We start from the raw sequence: 17,762 nt of genomic DNA, 5'->3' as shown, positions 1-17,762 counted from the left end.
TCGCCTTTCGCAAGTTCATGGGTTTTCATAATAACTGTCAGCAAGCGCAAGCGAGCCGGCGGGGTACCGCAGCGCCCCTGAACAATTGAAACCCTTCTTCTTCCTCTTCCTCTCTCCTGCGAAGGCCCGGCCAACCGCCGGGCCTTCGTGCGTTGCGGGGCGATCCGCGGGGCGTCCTTGCCCCCATACGGATGCCCACATGAATTCCGGCCCCGCGACCTCACCTCCGGCCCCGCGCCACCCGCCTTGTGTTTTTGCGGTCAATGGCCCGTCATAGTTGCTCGCCTCCTTCCAGGCTCTGGGATTCCCGCCTTCCCGCCCCGTGAGTCTCTTCGCCAGCGCCCTGCCTCTCGCGGCCCCGATTCCGCCGCTCCTTTGTTTCGCGCGCGTTAGCGTAAACATGCCACATTCCGCCGAAACGTCTCACCATATGACATACCTCGATTCGATTGGGGTTATAGGACGTTCTCAATCGAAGTGAGAATCCCCAGCTCCCCCACCGTGGACGTACGGGACGGACACACGGCGACATCGGCCATATGGCGCGGTTTACCGGGTCTTCCCGGTCTCCCGTGCACGCGGCGCAAGAACGCCGGGGCCGGCGCGAAGGCCACCCCGGGACCGGTTCCCCTCATCGCGGAACCATTCCCACACAGCCTCTCCGGTGCTAGGTTGTTAGACCACAACCCCCAAACCCCAACCATCCGACGCGCGGGTGCGCGTCCCCATGCAGTGAGGAAACAAATCATGGTATCGAATTCGGTGAAGAGCGTCTGCTCCGGCCTGATCGCGGCCGCGATGGCCATCTCCCTGGCCGCCTGCGGCTCGGCCGCCTCCACTTCCGGCGACGGTTCCGCCGCCTCGGCCGATTCCGGCGTCAAGCAGGAGACCATCACCGCCAGCGAGGTCAAGGAGCTGCACGACGCCCTGCCGCAGGAGATCAAGGACAAGGGCGAGATCACCATCGGGTACCAGAACACCGCGGGCCTGCCGTATGGCGTCGTGGGCGAGGACGGCAAGGACCAGGGCCTCAACGTGGACGCGGCGAACCTGATCGGCGAGGTGCTGGGCGTCAAGGTGAAGGGCCAGGGCGCGGACTTCTCCCAGCTCATCCCGGGTCTGCAGGCGAACCGCTACGATCTGGTCACCAACATCACCACCGACACCGCGGAGCGCCGCGAGGTGGTCGACTTCATCGACGTGCTGTACGGCGAGCCGTCCTCGCTGGTGGTGAACAAGGGTTCCGACCAGGCCGGCAAGACGCTGGACGACGTGTGCGGCATCACCATCGGCGTGGATTCGGGCTCCACCCATGAGGAGAAGGCCAAGGCGCAGGCCGCCAAGTGCAAGGAGGAAGGCAAGGACGAGCTGAAGGTCAGCGCCTTCAAGGGCATCTCCAACATGCTGCTCGCCCTGAAGTCCAACCGCGTGGACGCCGTCTACCTGTCCATGGGCGCCTCCCGCTACTACGCGAAGCAGGATCCGCAGATCCAGCTGTCCAAGCCGAACAGCGACATCGTGGAGCTCAACGGCTTCATGGTGAACAAGGGCTCCGAACTGGGCCCGCTGGTGCGCAAGGTGATGCTGCACCTCAACCAGGACGGCACGTGGAAGAAGCTGCTCGACAAGTACGGCCTGGCCGACCTCGCCCCGAGCGACGCGGTGGTGGAGAACACCGAGGCCGACTACCAGTCGCTGCTCGACGCCGCCAAGAAGCAGCGTTCCTGATCCGCGGACGGTACGCTTCCCATGGTTTCCAATCTGGTTTCCAACCCGGTTTCCAAGAACGATGACGGGCACGGCGCGCTGCGCGTCGTGCCCCGCCGGCATGTGGCGCGCGACGTGGTCAGCGTCGTGTGCGTGCTGCTGCTCGCTGCGGTCGTCTGGTCGGCGGCCACCAACGAACGCTTCGGCTGGCCGGTCGTGGCCCACTACTTCCTGTCGCCGCTCGTGCTGGTCGGTCTGTGGAACACGATCCTGGTGACGGTCCTGTCGATGCTGCTCGCGTTCGTGCTCGGCGTGGTCGTCGAGCTGATGAACGAGTCCGGCGCGCCGGTATTGAAGTTCATCAGCGGCATCTACCTGTGGGTGTTCCGCGGCACGCCGCTGCTCGTGCAGGTCATCATCCTGTTCAACATCTCGGCCCTGTACCCGAAGATCGGCTTCGGCATCCCGTTCACGAACATCGGCACGGGCCCGATCGACGTGAATTCGGTGATCACCCCGTTCGCCGTGGGCGTGCTGGCGCTCGGCATCAACGAGGGCGCCTACATGGCGGAGGTGATCCGCGGCGGCATCCTCGCCGTGCCCGCCGGTCAGATCGACGCGGCGAAGTCGATCGGCATGAAGCCGATGCAGGTGTTCTTCAAGATCGTGTTCCCGCAGGCGATCCGTTCCATCATCCCGGCGACCGGCAACCAGGTCATCTCGATGATGAAGGCGAGCTCGCTGGTCAGCGTCATCGCGTTCCCGGATCTGCTGTATTCGGTGCAGGCGATCTACGCGCGCAACTTCCAGACCATCCCGCTGCTCATCGTGGCGTCCATCTGGTATCTCATCGTCACCACGGTGCTCATGGCGGTCCAGCGGGTCGTCGAACGCCATTACACGAGGAAGGGGGCCGAACGATGAGCGGCACGACCGGCGACATCGTCCTGTCCGCGCGCGACGTGACCAAGGACTTCGGCCATACGCAGGTGCTCAAGGGCGTCTCCCTTGACGTGCACGCCGGCGAGGTGATGTGCATCATCGGCCCGTCCGGTTCCGGCAAGAGCACGTTCCTGCGCTGCATCAACCATCTCGAGGACATCGACGGCGGTTCGCTCACCGTGTTCGGCGATCTCGTCGGGTACAAGCGCAAGGGCGACCGGCTGTACGAGGAGAGCGAGCGCGAGACGGCCGTCAAGCGCGAGCGCATCGGCATGGTGTTCCAGCAGTTCAACCTGTTCCCGCATCTGACGGTGCTGGAGAACGTGATGATCGGCCCGGTCGAGGTGAAGGGCACGCCGAAGGCGCAGGCCCGCGAGACCGCGCTCACGCTGCTCGAACGCGTGGGGCTCAGGGACCGTGCGGACGCGTACCCGGTGCAGCTGTCCGGCGGTCAGCAGCAGCGCGTCGCCATCGCGCGCACGCTCGCCATGCAGCCCGACCTGATCCTGTTCGACGAGCCGACGTCCGCGCTCGACCCGGAGATGGTCAGCGAGGTGCTGTCCGTGATCCGCGATCTGGCAGACGACGGCATGACGATGGTCATCGTGACGCACGAGATGGGCTTCGCCCGCGAGGTGGCCGACACGGTGGTCTTCATGGCCGACGGCAACATCGTCGAATCCGGCACGCCGGACGAGGTGATGGGCCACCCGCGCGAGGAGCGCACGAAACAGTTCATCCAGGAGATCCGCTGAGGCGCGCATCCCCTCCTACGACGAAGCAGGTGAAGGACATATGAGAATCATCGCCACCGGCGACGCGCTGTTCGCGAGCCGCAACCTCCGCAAGCGCATCGACCCCGAGCTCGTGTCGCTGCTGGACGCGGCGGACGCCGTGTTCACGAACGCCGAGTTCACCACGCCGGCGTATGACACCCCCGCCTACCCGGAGGGCTACACGCTCGGCTCGCACCCGTGGGCCGTGGACGAGTTGAAGTCGTTGGGCGTGAACCTCGTCTCCGGCGCGAACAACCACACGGGCGATTATGGCCATGTGGGCGTGCTGGACACGTTGCGCGCGTTCGAGGAGCGCGGGCTCACGCCGGCGGGTCTGGGACGCACGCTGGCCGAGGCGCGCCGCCCGGTGTTCGCCGACGTGGCCGATGCGCGCATCGGCCTGGTGGGCACGGCCACCACGGCGGCCGCGGACTTCCTCGCCTCCGACGCCTCGCCGTGGGGCGCGGCGCGACCGGGTCTGAACCCGCTGCGCTGGAACGTGTCAGTGGAACTGCCCGAATCGCAGTACGAGCAGTTGCGTGCGATCGACGAGGCGTTGGGCACGACGCGCACGCACCGCGAGACCGACCGTGTGGAGATCCGCGAGAACAAGGATCCGAACTGGTTCAACTTCGGCGTGCCGAACGCGGTGAAGGTGCGCAAGGGGTCGCAGGCTCGGCTCGTGTGGCAGGCCGACCCGCGCGACGTGGAGGCGAATTGCCGTGCGATCCGCGACGCGAAGGGCACGGCGGACGTGGTGATCGTGAGCATCCACGCGCACGAGGGCGAGCAGGACGGCTGGTACCACGCGCAGCCGGCGCCGTTCATCGTGGACGCGTGCCATGCGTTCGTGGAGGCGGGCGCCGATCTGGTGCTGTGCCATGGCCCGCACATGCTGCGCGGCATCGACCGCTACCGTGACGGTGTGATCTTCTATTCGCTGGGCAGTCTGGTCTCCGATTTCGAGACGTCGGCGCGTGTGCCGGTGGAGATGTTCCAGAAGTACGCGTTGGCGGACGACTCCTACCCGTCCGACCTGCACCAGATGCGCCGCCGCGACGCGAACGGCGAACCGCAGGGCTTCTACGGCGACGAGCGGTTCGACACGAGTTGCTTCGCGGCCATCGACGTGGACCCGGACACGGGCGTGAAGTCCGTCACGGTGGTGCCGACGCGTCTGCGCATGAACGAGGAGCGTCACGCCCTGCGTGGTATTCCGCGGCGTGCGACCGTCGAGGAGGCGCGGGCGATCGTGGACCGTCTCAACGCGATGAGCGAGCCGTACGGAACGAAGCTGGAGTTCGACGAGGGGACGGGCGTGGGCACGCTGGCGCTGTGAGCGTTTGTGCCCATGATTCTTTCAGAGGATGTTGCCGGTGTTGTGAGGGTATCGCATCGTTGCGTTGAGGAATGCGCGGTTATATAGGAGTCACCGGCGAACGGGAACGATGATCGGGCACCGGCCGATGGATTTCACCGATGGGTGGATTCGCAGCGGCCGGAATCCGGGCACCGATTCCGCGGCGCGGCGGGGCCACCTGCAGCGGCCTCATAACCATAACCGAACACCTCATAACTGAACCCTTCTTCTTTTCCTCTCTCCTTCTCTCAGGGCCCGGCGGATCGACCGCCGGGCCTTTCTCTTGTCGTCTTGTTGTCTTGTTGTTGCGTGTTCGTTCCTGTTGCCGTGCTTGTCCGCCGCATGCTCGCCCTCAACTCCAATCCGGGGAGAACACGCGTTGGGTGCGATGATTCCGGTCTCCCTCAATGGCCACGGACGCGACTTTTCGTGTTGAGTGCGAAGGCGTCCTGTAACAGAGTCCATGGGAATCCATAGGAATGGCGTCATTCCGCCGATAGCGCACCGCACTCAACACGACTTTCGTTGATTGCGTGGTTGAGTGCGACGACTCCCTTTGCACTCAACCCTGCAAGTCGCTGTTTCGTTGGTGAGTGCGAAACCATTCGTCGCCCTCACCAACGAAACGTGTGGTCTGGTGATTGAGTGCGACGATGCCACTCGTTTATGGTCGCCCCTGCGCGCTATTTTCCCCCGTACAACGCCCACCGCATCAGATCGACCTCGACGCCTGTGCTTTCACCGGTATCACCATCTCCGGAATCGCGCCACGATTCCCTCATGTTCATGATTCTTTCAGGGGATGCTGTCGGTGTTGTGAGGGTATCGCATCGTTGCGTTGAGATAGGTGCGGTTATATAGGAGTCACCGGCGAACGGGAACAACAACCGAACACCGAACGGCGAACCCGCCGATCGGACATCGGCCACCGATCCCGCGACACGGCGAGGCTCACAGCCCCCACAACCATAACTGAACACCCCATAATTGAACCCTTCTCTCTTCTTCCTCTCTCCTTCACCAAGGCCCGACGGCATAAACCGCCGGGCCTTTCCGTTCGCCGCTCCATCCCCGCCTCTACTGAATTTCAGTGACATATATGTCAAAAAAATTCAGTAGAACGCCAATCTATTGAATTTCAGTGACACTTATGTCAGTAATCTTCAGTAGAACGTTCACGACGGCGAGCTGTGCTGGGAGCTTAGAGGCTGACGACTAACTTTGCGGCGAATCTCGGCCACCGGCGGTATTACATCCAGTCGGTGTATCAGCTGCCCACGGAGGAAAAGGTCGCGCAGGAAAAGGCATCACTGCTCGCATTGGACGACAGTTTTCAGAAAATCGTCCTGGTACATGACATCGTCAAACCCACACGAGACGCTCATGGCATCCTCACCATGAGCGCCTACGACTTCCTACTTGATGCCAATAGCCCAGTGCGGCAACAGGCACATTCTCCAAGTAATATGTTTAAGGCCCGGCAATCGATCCGACAGACCTTCTTTTACCATATTCCATGAAACATGGCGCCGGGGTTTGTACACGTCAGATTGCATGACTTATAAATGCATGTAATTCTGATTATCTAGGAAAGGAATATGCATTATATTATATATTATAATTTATTCCACAGGCTTTTGCCTTCTATTTCTTTATCATTTATTCTCTTAATTGTATCAATTATAACCCTTTTTAAAGAGTCAATAACATCATCATGCTTAGGCCAATTATCGTGTGACTTATCGCCAAAGGCAGCATTCATTTCAATACTATTCAAATATAAAAGGATATCAATCCACTCATCGCGACTTTTTTGATCACTCTTTACTTGCTCTATAGCATATTCATAGGGGTATTCGCGAAGATTCTCGATATAATCGACCGCATCTTTGGGGCACATTTTAACCAATCTCCAAAATCATCAAATAAAACAAATGCGGTGGATGATGAAAAGGATTTCCACCATCCACCGCATTCATCAGTAATTAATTTTAGGCACGAAGAGCGCGCTTGGTGGAGCGGGACTTCACGAAGACGGTTCCGGCGGCGGCCGCGAGGAGCAGACCGGCGATGCCGAACATAGCAATGCCGGCGGCACCGGTCTTCGGCAGCTGGGTGATGTTCTGCACGTTCTTAACCTTGTGTCCATCCTTGCTGACATCACCGGCAAGACCCCAAATGTCCTTGCTCGTATAAGTGGGAACAGTTTGAGCATTGGCACCCGTAGTGACCTCAAACTTCGCGAAGTACTGGGCGTATCCATCCGGTACCTTGGTCTCCACAACAGTGTACGTAGTGCTGATCTTCAGCCCCTGAAGCACGAAAGAGCCATTGCTCGCATTGGTGAGGGTCACGGTCGTATTCCGATCTTCCTTGCCAGCCAGATTGTAGGTGCCCGGAGTATTCGTAGCGACAAACTTCAACGCCTGGTTTGCATCCTTGAGGACATCGTCAGAAAGGTTCGAACCTTCATAGACCCTGAACTCAGCCCCCTTCAAAGCGGTGGTGCCGTTCGCGGCAACCTTTTCCCAAGACACACCGCTCTTCGGGGTATCGGTCCTATCGCTCTTCAGTTCGACCCTTCCGTCACCAACGCCCTGAATCACACTACCGTCCGCGCCAGGAACGGTAATGCCCGTAATGGCAGTGCCCGCAAGGATAGGAGCCATACCCGTCCACTTCAACGTATGGGTAGTGTTATCTTCAACCGTCAAATCACCGGACTGATCCACAATCAGGTAAAGACCAGCACCCGCATCGGTTCCATCGAATTTGAACGTGAGGGTTGTCTTCTCGGTAGAAGGCGTCGGAATAATGGGAGTTTCCGCCAGCGAGGCCAAAGACTGCGTGAAAGTCTTCAAAGCCGTCGCATCGTGCGATGTATTGCCGAACCACACCCACGGATCGGCGTACTTCTCCTTTGCGGCATCGTCATAGCCGAGAGTCGTGAACGCATCGGCCACGGTCTTATTATCACCGATAGAGGCATCCTGCTGCACAGCCCCCTTGAGGTTCACGCCCTTGTTATTGGCAACCAGTTCATAGCTGGCGAGCTTCACGTACTTGAACTCACGCAGCTGCGTCTGATTGATGTCCTTATAGAACTGCTGGGAATCAGTCGTAGTGACCTCAATGGTGTTGCCGCTGATGTCGGCACCCCCGTCGGCCGCGTTGGCGGTGGTGGCGCCGAAGGCGAGGCCGCCGAAGAGGGTGGCCGCGGCCGCGAGGCCGGCGAATAGTTTCCTCATCTTCATGAGAAACCCTTCTTTCTTGTTTCTTCTGTTTACTGTCTTCTGCAATCGCGGAGGCAGAGGCGAAAGCCTCCGCGATCCGCAAGTCCTGTTCAGTTATGAGGAGCGAACGGTTCGGGACGGTTCGTTCATCCCGTCGTGTCCTTCTCCTCCAGCCGCCTGTGGCGGCCGCCTCCCGTCGGGAGGCTCATCGTCCCTTCCCGGTGCCGGACGCCGTCATGTCGGTTCCGGAACCGGGAAGAGGAGCGCATGTCAGGCCAGCCCCTTTCTCTTGCGATATTCGTTGATCAGGGCAAGTGTGATGGCGGCGGCCACGGCGGCGATGCCGCCGAACAGCAGCCAGTCGCGCGCGTCGACCCCACCGGTGAACGGCAGCGCCGAAATCGGAATAACGTGATTGGTCAACTGACAACCAGCTTCAGCCGCCGTGGTCTGAACGCCATTCGAAACGACGCATGTCGAGGAACCGCCGTCGGTCGCCTGGCTCCATTCGCCATACCGGTCCATGTGCACGCCTCCATCGGCCGTCACCGTGACAATGGCAAACGTGTCGTTAGCATTCGGCAACTGGTATCCCTTGGGAGCCTTCGTCTCGACGAGTCGGTATGTTCCGGCCTTGATAGCGGTGATCGAAATCTGGCCGGGCTCCTGATCGACGTCCGTGTACGACTCCGTGCCACTGGGTTTGCTTGCGCATTCCGATGTGGAGCAATCCACGACGGACATCGCCTTGGCATCATTCCCAGGAGTGAAGGTCTTCGTGGACTCATTCCACGTTCCCGCGGTGATGGACCATTCCGAACCTTCAATCCTGTTGTGGTCCTTGGAAGAATCGACCTTGTCCCAGGAAAGCTTCAACGGCGTGTTCTTGAACTGTGCAATCGTCAGCCCGATCCACGCCACGTTACCGTCCTTATCCAAGGTGAACTCGTAATACGTGTTCGCAGGCAATATGTAACCTTCCGGAGCCTGGGTCTCGACGAGTCGGTACGTCGTCTTCTCGGCGCCCGTGGGCAATCCCTTAATGGTGAATCGTCCGGTAGCGGGATCCGTATCGATCTTTCCGTCACATGCCTTGGCATCCGTACTGGTCGTATCGCAGTCCTGGATGTCGGAGAAGCCGTCGATGACCTTCTTACCCTCCGCATCCATGACCTTCCAATGCGAACCGCCCAAGGATTGAGTGGTCTCGCCATCGCCGATCTTCTGCCAACTGACGGAACCGGTCGTCAGCTTATTGCCGATGACGTTCCCGTTGACCGGAGACGTGGAACCATCCGCTTTCTTCACCATCAGCTGAGGCTCCTTAGGGGCCTGACCCGGTGTGACGGCTTCAATGGTGAACGTATACGTGTTCTCGGTCTTCTCATACCCCGGTGGAGGCGTGAGCTCGGTCAGCTCATATGTTCCCACCGCGAGATTATCGACGCTGATCACGCCGTCATCGGAGTTGTTGTCGCGACCGCCGTTATCCCTGATGACGACCGTCTTCTTGCCGTCGGCGCCGGTCTGCCAGCAGCTGCCGCCGGTCGTCGTCGCGCCGTCATTCACCTGGCAATCCGCGGGGCGGAAATCCTCATTCATCGGACCGCCATCGGTAGTGCTCAACGTCCACTCGGATCCGGGACGCAACTTCGCCTCATCCGTGGTGCCGTCGGCGCCCTCGGCTTTCTTCCACGTGGCGGAATACGGCGAGGAGAACGAAATCACGCCGTTGCTGCCGAACGCACCGCCGGACAATCGGGCACGGTTGCCGGTCAGAGTCAGTGAAGCGTTGCGCTTGGCATTGTCCTTCACGGCATCGCTCTTGGGAATCGCCTTCAGCGCGACGCCCGTGCCGATGTATTCCGGATTGTCCCAGCTGTTTTCCTTGGCTTTGTTGTTGCAGGTCGCCTTCTGCCCATCATCCGCATACAGGCACAGGACCGTGGACGCGTACTTGATCCGCTGGTTCTCACGCGTCTGTTCATCGGCATCCTTGTACCTCTTGGTCGCGGACGTGTCGGTGAGGACGGCGCCACGATCCTGACGAACTGTCTGATACGGTAGCCAAGAGTCGTAATATCCGCTGGATTCCTTTTTGGGTGTACCATCCCAATACCAGTCGACCGCGGCACTCGCCCTGCTCGTGAACCACGATGACAGCAGCTGGAAGTAGTTCGGCGGCATCGCCCTGTTGTAATGCTCCCACTTGAACCATGGGTTCATGATGGCGAAGTCGTCACCCGCCATGGTTTCGGCATCCGGTTTCTTGCCGTCCTTCGCGTTCGAAGTATTGGCGTCGATGGTGTCTTCAACGCTGTTATCGAACAACGCGATGTTGCCGCTCTTGGAGGATACCGAGGCGCCCGACGGGCAGAACCATAGGCCACCGCCGAAATGACCGGCGATATTGGCATACGCCACCGACTTGCCCACATATGTGGTAGAGTCCTCCTCCGTATATATGGCACCACCCAAATATCCTGAAGCGTTGTTCTCGAACTTGCCGCCCATCAGGTATGCGAGCGAACCTTCGCCGTTCAGGAAGATTGCGCCTCCCGCACCGCCACGAAGAATATCCTTCCCCGGTTCGGCGACCGAAGCCCAGTTGTTCGTGAAGGAGGGGCTGCCAGTGCCATCGGTACTGTTCTTCACCCAGAGCTTGCCTTGCGCCCATACGGCGCCGCCGCCGGAGCGGAATCCCCAGCTTTTGGCGGAATTATGGTCAAACGTGACGTTGCCCTTAATCGTCAGTTCGCCGGAAGCCGTGTGGATGGCGCCACCACCGAAGGCTTCCTGCTCGCACACGTCAGCGGTCGCATCGGTGTCACATGTTCCCGGATCCTGGCGGTTGTACGAGAACGTACCGCCAGTGACCGTGGTAGCCGGAGTTTTGTGCTCGTTCTCGACATTTTGATAAACGACACCGCCACCGACCCCGGTGGCTTTGTTGTTGATGAACGTGCCACCGTTGATGGTCAGTGTTTTGGCATTCAGCACAACGGAGCCATTCGCGGCGGCACTATCCTTGAACGTGCCGCCGTCTATGGTTACGGTGCCGTAATTGTGGAACAACGGGTTCTCGGCATTGCTGGGATTGTCCTTGGCGTTGCCGTTGTTGGTGAACGTCAGGTTATTGGCCTTGGAGTCCGTTGAACTGCCGATGGTAAACGAACGATTGGGATCAATCCACAGCACGGAACCGCTGCCACCCCATGTGATGGTGTGCGGATTGCCGTCGGACACGACGGTGATATTGCATTGGGGATGGATACCTGTCGTCGTCAGCGTGATGTCACTGGTGACCGTGATGGTGCGCGCAGTCTGGCCCGTATCGCACGGGTCTTTCAAATCGGCAATGAACTGTGTGGCGGCATCATCCGCCGCGGCCTTGGCCCCATCGGACTGGGCGTTACCCGACGCGCCCTTATCCGCTGCGTCATCGGACTGTGCCGTGTCTGAATCGGAACCAGTGGATTCGCCGGAAGCGTTGCCGTTGCTGGACGTATCGGGGTTGGAATCGGACGACGAACCAGAGCCTCCGGTCGAGGCGTCACCGGACGACGAACCCGTGTCACCGGATTTGTCGGAGCCGCTGTTGCCGGCACCCGCGGCGTTGCCGTTGGCGTCGTTGCCGCCGGTCTGGGTGACGCCGGCCGCGGTGTTTTCGGCCATGGCGGGCGTGGAGCAGACGAACAGCATGGCGACGGCGACGATCACCGCCAGCACGGCCCAGATCACGATGCGTATGCGTTCGGCCATTGGCGACTTCGTGTGCATGAATACCAGTCGTTCCTTACTTCAACCTCACCTCAACGGCATGCGCGATGACACTGCTCCTCAGCATCATTGCTGGGCTCCCTAATCAACCACATAAGGGGTTACCCCGTATACCTAGTTGCCTTATTACCCCCCCCACTGCTTCTGTCAACCTTTGTGAGCGCTATCAAACCACCGCGGATGAATCGTTACATCCCGCGAAATTCCAATGGTTTTCCGAGATTGACGACACCCTTCAAAGCATGAATTGTTATCAAATCGTTACCCAATTGACCCAATCGCATATTTCGTCAATTCGTTGAATATTCCCCCGTGTCAGGGGTGTTTGCAAATCCGGGAGACTCGGGAGTAACGTGACGTTCGATGTGGCCGCATCGTCGATCGCGACGTGCCGCCACGACCAACGGAAGGTTCGCACGCCGCGGCCACGACGCGCACGGCACACAGGGGGATCACGCGGATGGCATTCTCACATCGACGCGCCACGCGACGCAGGCCCGCGCGCCAATCCCCGCAATCCCCACGGAACGACGCCATGGACCTCACCGAACCCACGACCGCCGGATCCGCCATCACCGACGACGCGACGGCCGCGGCATCACCATCGACGTTCGCGCATCCCTCCTTCGCCGACGCCACCGACATCTCCGACCTCAAGGCGGAACGCCGGCGCCTGACGCGCAACCTCATCGTGATGCGCGTGCTCACCATCGTGCTGCTGGCCGCCGCCATCGCCGTGGCCAGCTTCCCGCTCGCCCTGCAATTCCAGTCAGGCATGGAACTCGCGAAAACCACCGCCACCAGCGCACGGGACGTGGCCAACTGGCCGTATCCGAAAGCGCAGGACGCGCTCAAGGCCGCCCGCGCCTACAATGCGAAACTCGCCCAATCCGGCCAGCCGATCCTGGGCGAGGCCATCGACCCGTTCAGCGGCGCGGCCGGCGGATCGCAAGCCAGCGGCGACGACTCCGCCTCGAAGAAGGACAAGGAGTACCAGTCGCTGCTCGATGCGGGCGACGGCGTGATGGGCACCATCAAGGTGCCGAAGCAGTCCATCAACCTGCCGATCTACCACGGCACGTCCGAGGAATCACTGGCCTCCGGCGCCGGCCACCTGTACGGCACGTCGCTGCCCGTGGGCGGCAAGTCCACGCACTCCGTGATCACCGGCCACCGCGGACTCGTGCAGGCGATGATGTTCACCCGACTCGACGAAGTGAAGAAGGGCGACTTCTTCTACATCGAAGTGATGGGCGAGACGCTCGGCTACAAGGTGGACCGCATCTCCGTGATCCTGCCGAACGACACGTCGCTGCTCAAGATCACACCCGGCGAGGACCGCGTCACGCTCATGACCTGCACGCCCTACGGCGTGAACACGCACCGTCTGCTCATCTCCGGCCATCGCGTCGCCGTCCCCGTGCCCGCGCCGAACCCCGGCGACGTGCACGACGCGCGCAACATCGGCATCGGCACGACGTTGACCGTGGGACTGCTCGGCTGGTTCCTGCTGTGGTTCCCACGGCGCCACCAGGTGACGCGCATCATGCGTCACGCCGCGTTCTGGCCGTGGCAGACCGAACCGCGCGAAAGCGCGAACGATACACTGGCGGGCAACGAAGAGGAAAACCGGGACTGAGACGTTCAGGCTTCGCGGCGGCCGGCGAGCGCGCGGCCGAGCGTGATCTCGTCGGCGTATTCGAGGTCGGAGCCGACGGGCAGGCCGCTGGCCAGACGCGTCACCTTGATGCCGAGCGGCGAGAGCAGACGGCTCAGATACGTGGTCGTGGCCTCGCCTTCGATGTTCGGATCGAGCGCGAGGATGATCTCCTTGACCTCGTCAGTTTTGAGCCGGTCGAGCAGTTTCGCGATGTTGAGGTCGCTCGGGCCCACGTTCGCCATCGGATTGATGGCGCCGCCGAGCACGTGGTAGAGGCCGCGGTATTCGCGCGTGCGTTCGATGCTCATCACGTCCTTCGGCTCCTCGACCACGCAGATGACGGTGTGGTCGCGGCGCGGGTCGGCGCATACCGGGCACGGGCTCGACTCGCACACGTTGCCGCATACGTCGCAGAACCGCACCTTCGCCTTCACTTCGGTGATAGCGTCCGCCAGGTCGGCGGCCTCCTGCTCGTCGGCGCTCAGCAGATGGAACGCGATGCGCTGCGCACCCTTCGGGCCGATGCCGGGCAGCTTGTTGAACGCGTCGATGAGGCGCTGGATCGCGCCGTCATACGCCAATGCCATGATGACCGTTCTCCTTCCACTTGTCTTTTCCTTGCCCGTGGCGATGCCGCGACCATGGCGCCACTACGACCTGCGTGCCCGCGGGTCTGCGGGTCTGCGGGTCTGTGGGCACACGGGCACGCGGGCCCACGACCGTGACGCGCGGCCATCGCCGACGCTAGTCGGGCGGCCACGCGAGCCGGGCGGCCGCGCACCGCTCATCCCATGGGCGACGCCCGTCGCACCCGCCCCGTCACTCGTCCGAATGCTTGGGCGCGGGGTGCATGTTGCGCGGATTGTGCGGGTCATCCGGCGCGAACTGTTCGACCTTCTTGACTTCGAACAGCTTGCGCAGTTCATCGCGGCTCATCGCCACGGCGCTGCCGAGCGATTCGTCGTCCATCGAGTATTCGTCCTCGTCGGCGGCGACCTTCGGCTGCGCACGGTTCGCCTGTTCCTCGGCCTGGCGGATGGCGGTGTTCCACGGGTCGTTCGCACGCATGGACGATCCGCCGGCATTGCCATTGCCGTTCGCGGCGCCGGCGTTCGGCTCAGCGGCGCCGTTCGTTCCGCAGATACCCGGGCCGCCGCCCGCATTCATGCCGCGCGCGGCGGGCATGGGGGTGTTCCACGGGTCGTCGGGTTCCTCCGGCGGCGGGACGTCCTTCCACGGGTCGTCCGGTTCCGGGGCGGATGCCGGCGCCCCGCCACGCGTCAGCGAACCGGCCGATTGCGCACCCGCCGGCTGCGCACCCGTGTTCCACGGGTCGGATACGCCGGGTGCGACGGACGCCCCGGCGGTTCCACGATCGACATTGCCGTTGGCGGCCGGATTCGCGGCGCCTGCCGGATTCGCGGCACCCGAGCCGGTATTCCACGGATCCTGTTGCGCCGCTCCACTGCCATTCCACTGCGCCGGGGTGTTCCACGGGTCGGCGCCCATCGGTTTCGCCTGTCGCCCGACCGCACCGGATGCGGAACCGACGACGGAACCGGAACCGTGGGAACCGGGACCGCTGGAACCGGCGGAACCGACGACGCCGGCCTTGCCTTCCGCGGTTCCGGACTCCACGTCGCCGGCCGCCGCGGCAGACCGCCCCAGGCGCCCGGGGATCGGCGCGGGCTGGGCCCACGGATCGGTGTCGTCGCTCAGGTCCGGAACCGCGACATGCTTGTGGCGATGCTCCTGATCGTCCTTGCGGCCGTCGCCGTTTTCGGTATGGTTCCGGCCGTTCCGTACGGGCTGGGCCCACGGGTCCTCGTCGTCGATTGTTTCATGGGAAACATTCGACGGATTCTTTGACGCCGCATCATTCACCGGCAACGCCCACGGATCCTCACCCTGTGAAGCCCGGGAAGCCTGCGAATCCCGAGAAGCGGCCCCCTGCTCCTCGTGGCCGTGCGAGGGTTCCTGCGGGACCGCGGCGACGTCCGCGCCCTTTACGCCCGCCGCCGCGGAGGCTCGGTGCGATTCGTCATCATCCGACGTGCCGGCCGCCGCGGAGGCGGATGCCGCGGACTGTTCGCGGGCCCCCTGCTCCTTGGCCGAGGAGCCGTTCGCCTCATCGGAGCGCGTCTTGAGCGCCGCGGCCTGCAGGTTCTCCTGCAACAGCTGTGCCTTGATGCGCTGCTGCTCGTTAGGCGGCAACTTGCTGAACGCCGGGGTCTTCTGACCGTCGTCGGTGGTGGGGGTCGGGGCGATTTCGGTCTGGTCGCCGAACACCTTGCGCACCTCCGCACGCAGGATGCTCACCACCTTGTTGCTGCCGTCGATCTGCTCCGACGCCACGGCCAGGGCGAAGGCGTACTTGCTCAACGGCTTGTCGAACTTGAGCCACAGGCGCATCCTGCCGGTCTGCTTGTAGGGCCTGAGACTGATGCGCAGCACCTTGTCGCGCGTCACGTACCTGCGCACGTCATCCGGAAGGGAGGCGACGAGCGCATCCCACTTCTGGTCGGGGGTGCGGTTGTCCGGCTGTTGGACCTGCGACGGAGTCTGCTGGCCGGCCGGCTGCTCGGCGGATTGTTCGTCGGGCTGCCCGACGGACTGTCCAGCGGGACGCTCCTGCGTCCCCACGGATGCCGAAGACGCCACCGAAGACACCGATGAAGCCGGGGCACCGGACGGGGATGCCGACGCGGCCGCCTCCGACCGGGTGTGACCGGATTCCGCCGCCGCGGCACCGGAGACCGAGAGGCCCTGCGAGACACCGGCGGCACCGGCATGCTCCCGCCCTTCCGCCTGCCGGTTGCGGGCGGCACCGGCGAAACCGCCACCCTGCCGGTTGCCGGCATGCTGGTTGCGCGCCGCGCCGGCGAAACCGCCGCCATGCGCGCCGTTCGCGCCGGACCGGGAATCCGCGGAACCGGCGCCGGCGCCCGCCTGCGTTCCGGCACCACCGACGCCGCCGATTCCGGCCGCCCCCGGCTTTCCGGCACCACCGGCGGCGCCTGCAGCCGCTGCGGCGAAGCCGTTCTCCCTGCCGGCGAGCAGACGCGCCGCCAGCAATTCCAGACGCATACGCGGGGAGATGGCGCCGGTCATCTGGCCGAGCGTGGTGTTGATGATGTCCGCCATGGCGGTGAGCGACCCCAGACCAAGCGCCGCGGCCTGGCGGTGCAGATCGTCCATATCCTCCGCTTCGGCCGTGTCGGACAGCACGTTCTCCGCCCGGTCGCCCGCCAAAGTGAGCACCAGCAGGTCGCGCACGCGGGCGAGCAGATCCTCCACGAACCGGCGCGGATCGAATCCGCCGACCACGACCTTCTGGATCACGCCGTACAGCTTCTCGCCACTCGCGTCGATCACCGCGTCGACCGCTTCTCCGATCAGGGCCTCCGGCGTGAAGCCGAGCAGCGCCACGGAGGCGTCGTGCGTGATCACGCCGTCCACCGAACCGACCATGAGCTGGTCCAATACGGACAGGGTGTCGCGCACCGAGCCGCCGCCGGCGCGCATCGCGAGCTTGAGCACGCCCGGCTCGGCCGTGATGTGCTCCTTCTCGCAGATCTTCTCCAGATACGGACCCATCACCTCGGCCGGCACAAGGCGGAACGGGTAATGGTGGGTGCGCGAACGGATCGTGCCGATCACCTTGTCCGGCTCGGTCGTCGCGAAGACGAACATGACATGCTCCGGCGGCTCCTCCACGATCTTGAGGAGCGCGTTGAAGCCCTGCGGCGTGACCATGTGGGCCTCGTCGAGGATGAAGATCTTGTAGCGGTCGCGGGCGGGGGCGAACCCGGCTCGTTCGCGCAGTTCACGCGCGTCGTCCACACCGTTGTGCGAGGCGGCGTCGATCTCCACCACGTCGATGGAGCCGGGACCGCCCGTGGCGAGGTCCTTGCAGGATTCGCATTCGCCGCACGGGTGCGAGGTGGGACCCTTCGCGCAGTTCACGCAGCGGGCGAGGATACGGGCCGAGCTGGTCTTGCCGCAACCGCGCGGGCCGGAGAACAGGTAGGCGTGCGTGAGCTTGCCTTCGTCGAGGGCGCGCATGAGCGGGACCGTGACCTGATCCTGCCCGATCACCCCCGCGAACGTGTCGGGTCGGTAACGGCGGTACAGCGCCAAAGCCATCGCTTGTTCCTACTTTCTTCCGGCGGGTCTTCCGGTCCGGCCGGGCGAATCCCCTGGCATTGGCGGCCACATGACGACCGCACGGCATTCGACCGGATGCCCGTGAACACTGTCCTCTAATCTATCCCAACCGGTGCATCGCCCGGCCGTCCAGCCCG

The 17,762-nt window shown here is 62.7% G+C and carries 10 protein-coding genes; 5 read left to right on the top strand and 5 right to left on the bottom strand.

What is annotated here, in order from left to right; genetic code table 11:
- Positions 1-747: 747 nt before the first annotated feature.
- The 4 genes from GFD21_RS06140 to GFD21_RS06125 are packed head-to-tail and all read left to right on the top strand — an operon-like array spanning position 748 to position 4,764.
- Complete coding sequence (locus GFD21_RS06140; protein ID WP_163197054.1) at positions 748-1,728, top strand: transporter substrate-binding domain-containing protein; 981 nt, start codon at positions 748-750, stop codon at positions 1,726-1,728.
- Positions 1,729-1,749: 21 nt separating this feature from the next.
- On the top strand, positions 1,750-2,631 hold the full coding sequence (locus tag GFD21_RS06135) for an amino acid ABC transporter permease (RefSeq protein WP_163197053.1): 882 nt from the start codon (positions 1,750-1,752) through the stop codon (positions 2,629-2,631).
- Entirely contained in the window at positions 2,628-3,404 is a 777-nt protein-coding gene (locus GFD21_RS06130) for an amino acid ABC transporter ATP-binding protein (protein WP_163197052.1), read from the top strand. Before GFD21_RS06135 ends, GFD21_RS06130 begins: the two co-directional genes overlap by 4 nt.
- Positions 3,405-3,444: 40 nt before the next feature.
- Positions 3,445-4,764 (top strand): CapA family protein, encoded by a 1,320-nt coding sequence (locus GFD21_RS06125; protein WP_163197051.1) that lies wholly within the window; start codon positions 3,445-3,447, stop codon positions 4,762-4,764.
- Between the two features lie 1,636 nt (positions 4,765-6,400).
- Here the strand turns inward: GFD21_RS06125 and GFD21_RS06120 are convergent.
- The 3 genes from GFD21_RS06120 to GFD21_RS06110 form a co-directional block, all read right to left on the bottom strand.
- A complete protein-coding gene (locus GFD21_RS06120) occupies positions 6,401-6,685 on the bottom strand; it encodes a hypothetical protein (RefSeq protein ID WP_163197050.1) in 285 nt (94 codons plus the stop codon).
- Positions 6,686-6,776: 91 nt separating this feature from the next.
- Complete coding sequence (locus tag GFD21_RS06115) at positions 6,777-8,039, bottom strand: SpaA isopeptide-forming pilin-related protein (RefSeq protein ID WP_163197049.1); 1,263 nt, start codon at positions 8,037-8,039, stop codon at positions 6,777-6,779.
- 249 nt (positions 8,040-8,288) lie between these two features.
- Positions 8,289-11,798, bottom strand: coding sequence for an MSCRAMM family protein (locus tag GFD21_RS06110; RefSeq protein ID WP_163197048.1), 3,510 nt, complete (start codon positions 11,796-11,798; stop codon positions 8,289-8,291).
- Between the two features lie 535 nt (positions 11,799-12,333).
- Here GFD21_RS06110 and GFD21_RS06105 point away from each other — a divergent pair.
- Positions 12,334-13,437 carry a class C sortase gene (locus GFD21_RS06105; RefSeq protein ID WP_404801561.1) on the top strand — a complete coding sequence of 368 codons (1,104 nt, stop codon included), beginning with the start codon at positions 12,334-12,336 and terminating at the stop codon, positions 13,435-13,437.
- A gap of 5 nt (positions 13,438-13,442) precedes the next feature.
- Here the strand turns inward: GFD21_RS06105 and recR are convergent, their stop codons facing one another.
- Both recR and GFD21_RS06095 read right to left on the bottom strand, forming a co-directional pair.
- The gene (gene recR, locus GFD21_RS06100) at positions 13,443-14,045 is read right to left on the bottom strand and encodes a recombination mediator RecR (protein ID WP_163197046.1); all 603 of its coding nucleotides are present in this window, start codon (positions 14,043-14,045) and stop codon (positions 13,443-13,445) included.
- A gap of 232 nt (positions 14,046-14,277) precedes the next feature.
- Positions 14,278-17,604, bottom strand: a complete 3,327-nt coding sequence (locus tag GFD21_RS06095; protein WP_163197045.1) for a DNA polymerase III subunit gamma and tau — start codon at positions 17,602-17,604, stop codon at positions 14,278-14,280.
- Positions 17,605-17,762: the final 158 nt, after the last annotated feature.

The organism is Bifidobacterium platyrrhinorum, from assembly GCF_010667645.1.
GTDB classification, from domain to species: Bacteria; Actinomycetota; Actinomycetes; order Actinomycetales; family Bifidobacteriaceae; genus Bifidobacterium; species Bifidobacterium platyrrhinorum.
This window is presented reverse-complemented; position numbering and strand designations above follow the sequence as displayed.

Coding starts and splice junctions, on each gene's coding strand:
- GFD21_RS06120 (WP_163197050.1), bottom strand. CDS start 6,685: ATGTGCCCCAAAGATGCGGTCGATTATATCGAGAATCTTCGCGAATAC.
- GFD21_RS06110 (WP_163197048.1), bottom strand. CDS start 11,798: ATGCACACGAAGTCGCCAATGGCCGAACGCATACGCATCGTGATCTGG.
- GFD21_RS06135 (WP_163197053.1), top strand. CDS start 1,750: ATGGTTTCCAATCTGGTTTCCAACCCGGTTTCCAAGAACGATGACGGG.
- GFD21_RS06130 (WP_163197052.1), top strand. CDS start 2,628: ATGAGCGGCACGACCGGCGACATCGTCCTGTCCGCGCGCGACGTGACC.
- GFD21_RS06115 (WP_163197049.1), bottom strand. CDS start 8,039: ATGAAGATGAGGAAACTATTCGCCGGCCTCGCGGCCGCGGCCACCCTC.
- GFD21_RS06125 (WP_163197051.1), top strand. CDS start 3,445: ATGAGAATCATCGCCACCGGCGACGCGCTGTTCGCGAGCCGCAACCTC.
- recR (WP_163197046.1), bottom strand. CDS start 14,045: ATGGCATTGGCGTATGACGGCGCGATCCAGCGCCTCATCGACGCGTTC.
- GFD21_RS06105 (WP_404801561.1), top strand. CDS start 12,334: ATGGACCTCACCGAACCCACGACCGCCGGATCCGCCATCACCGACGAC.
- GFD21_RS06140 (WP_163197054.1), top strand. CDS start 748: ATGGTATCGAATTCGGTGAAGAGCGTCTGCTCCGGCCTGATCGCGGCC.
- GFD21_RS06095 (WP_163197045.1), bottom strand. CDS start 17,604: ATGGCTTTGGCGCTGTACCGCCGTTACCGACCCGACACGTTCGCGGGG.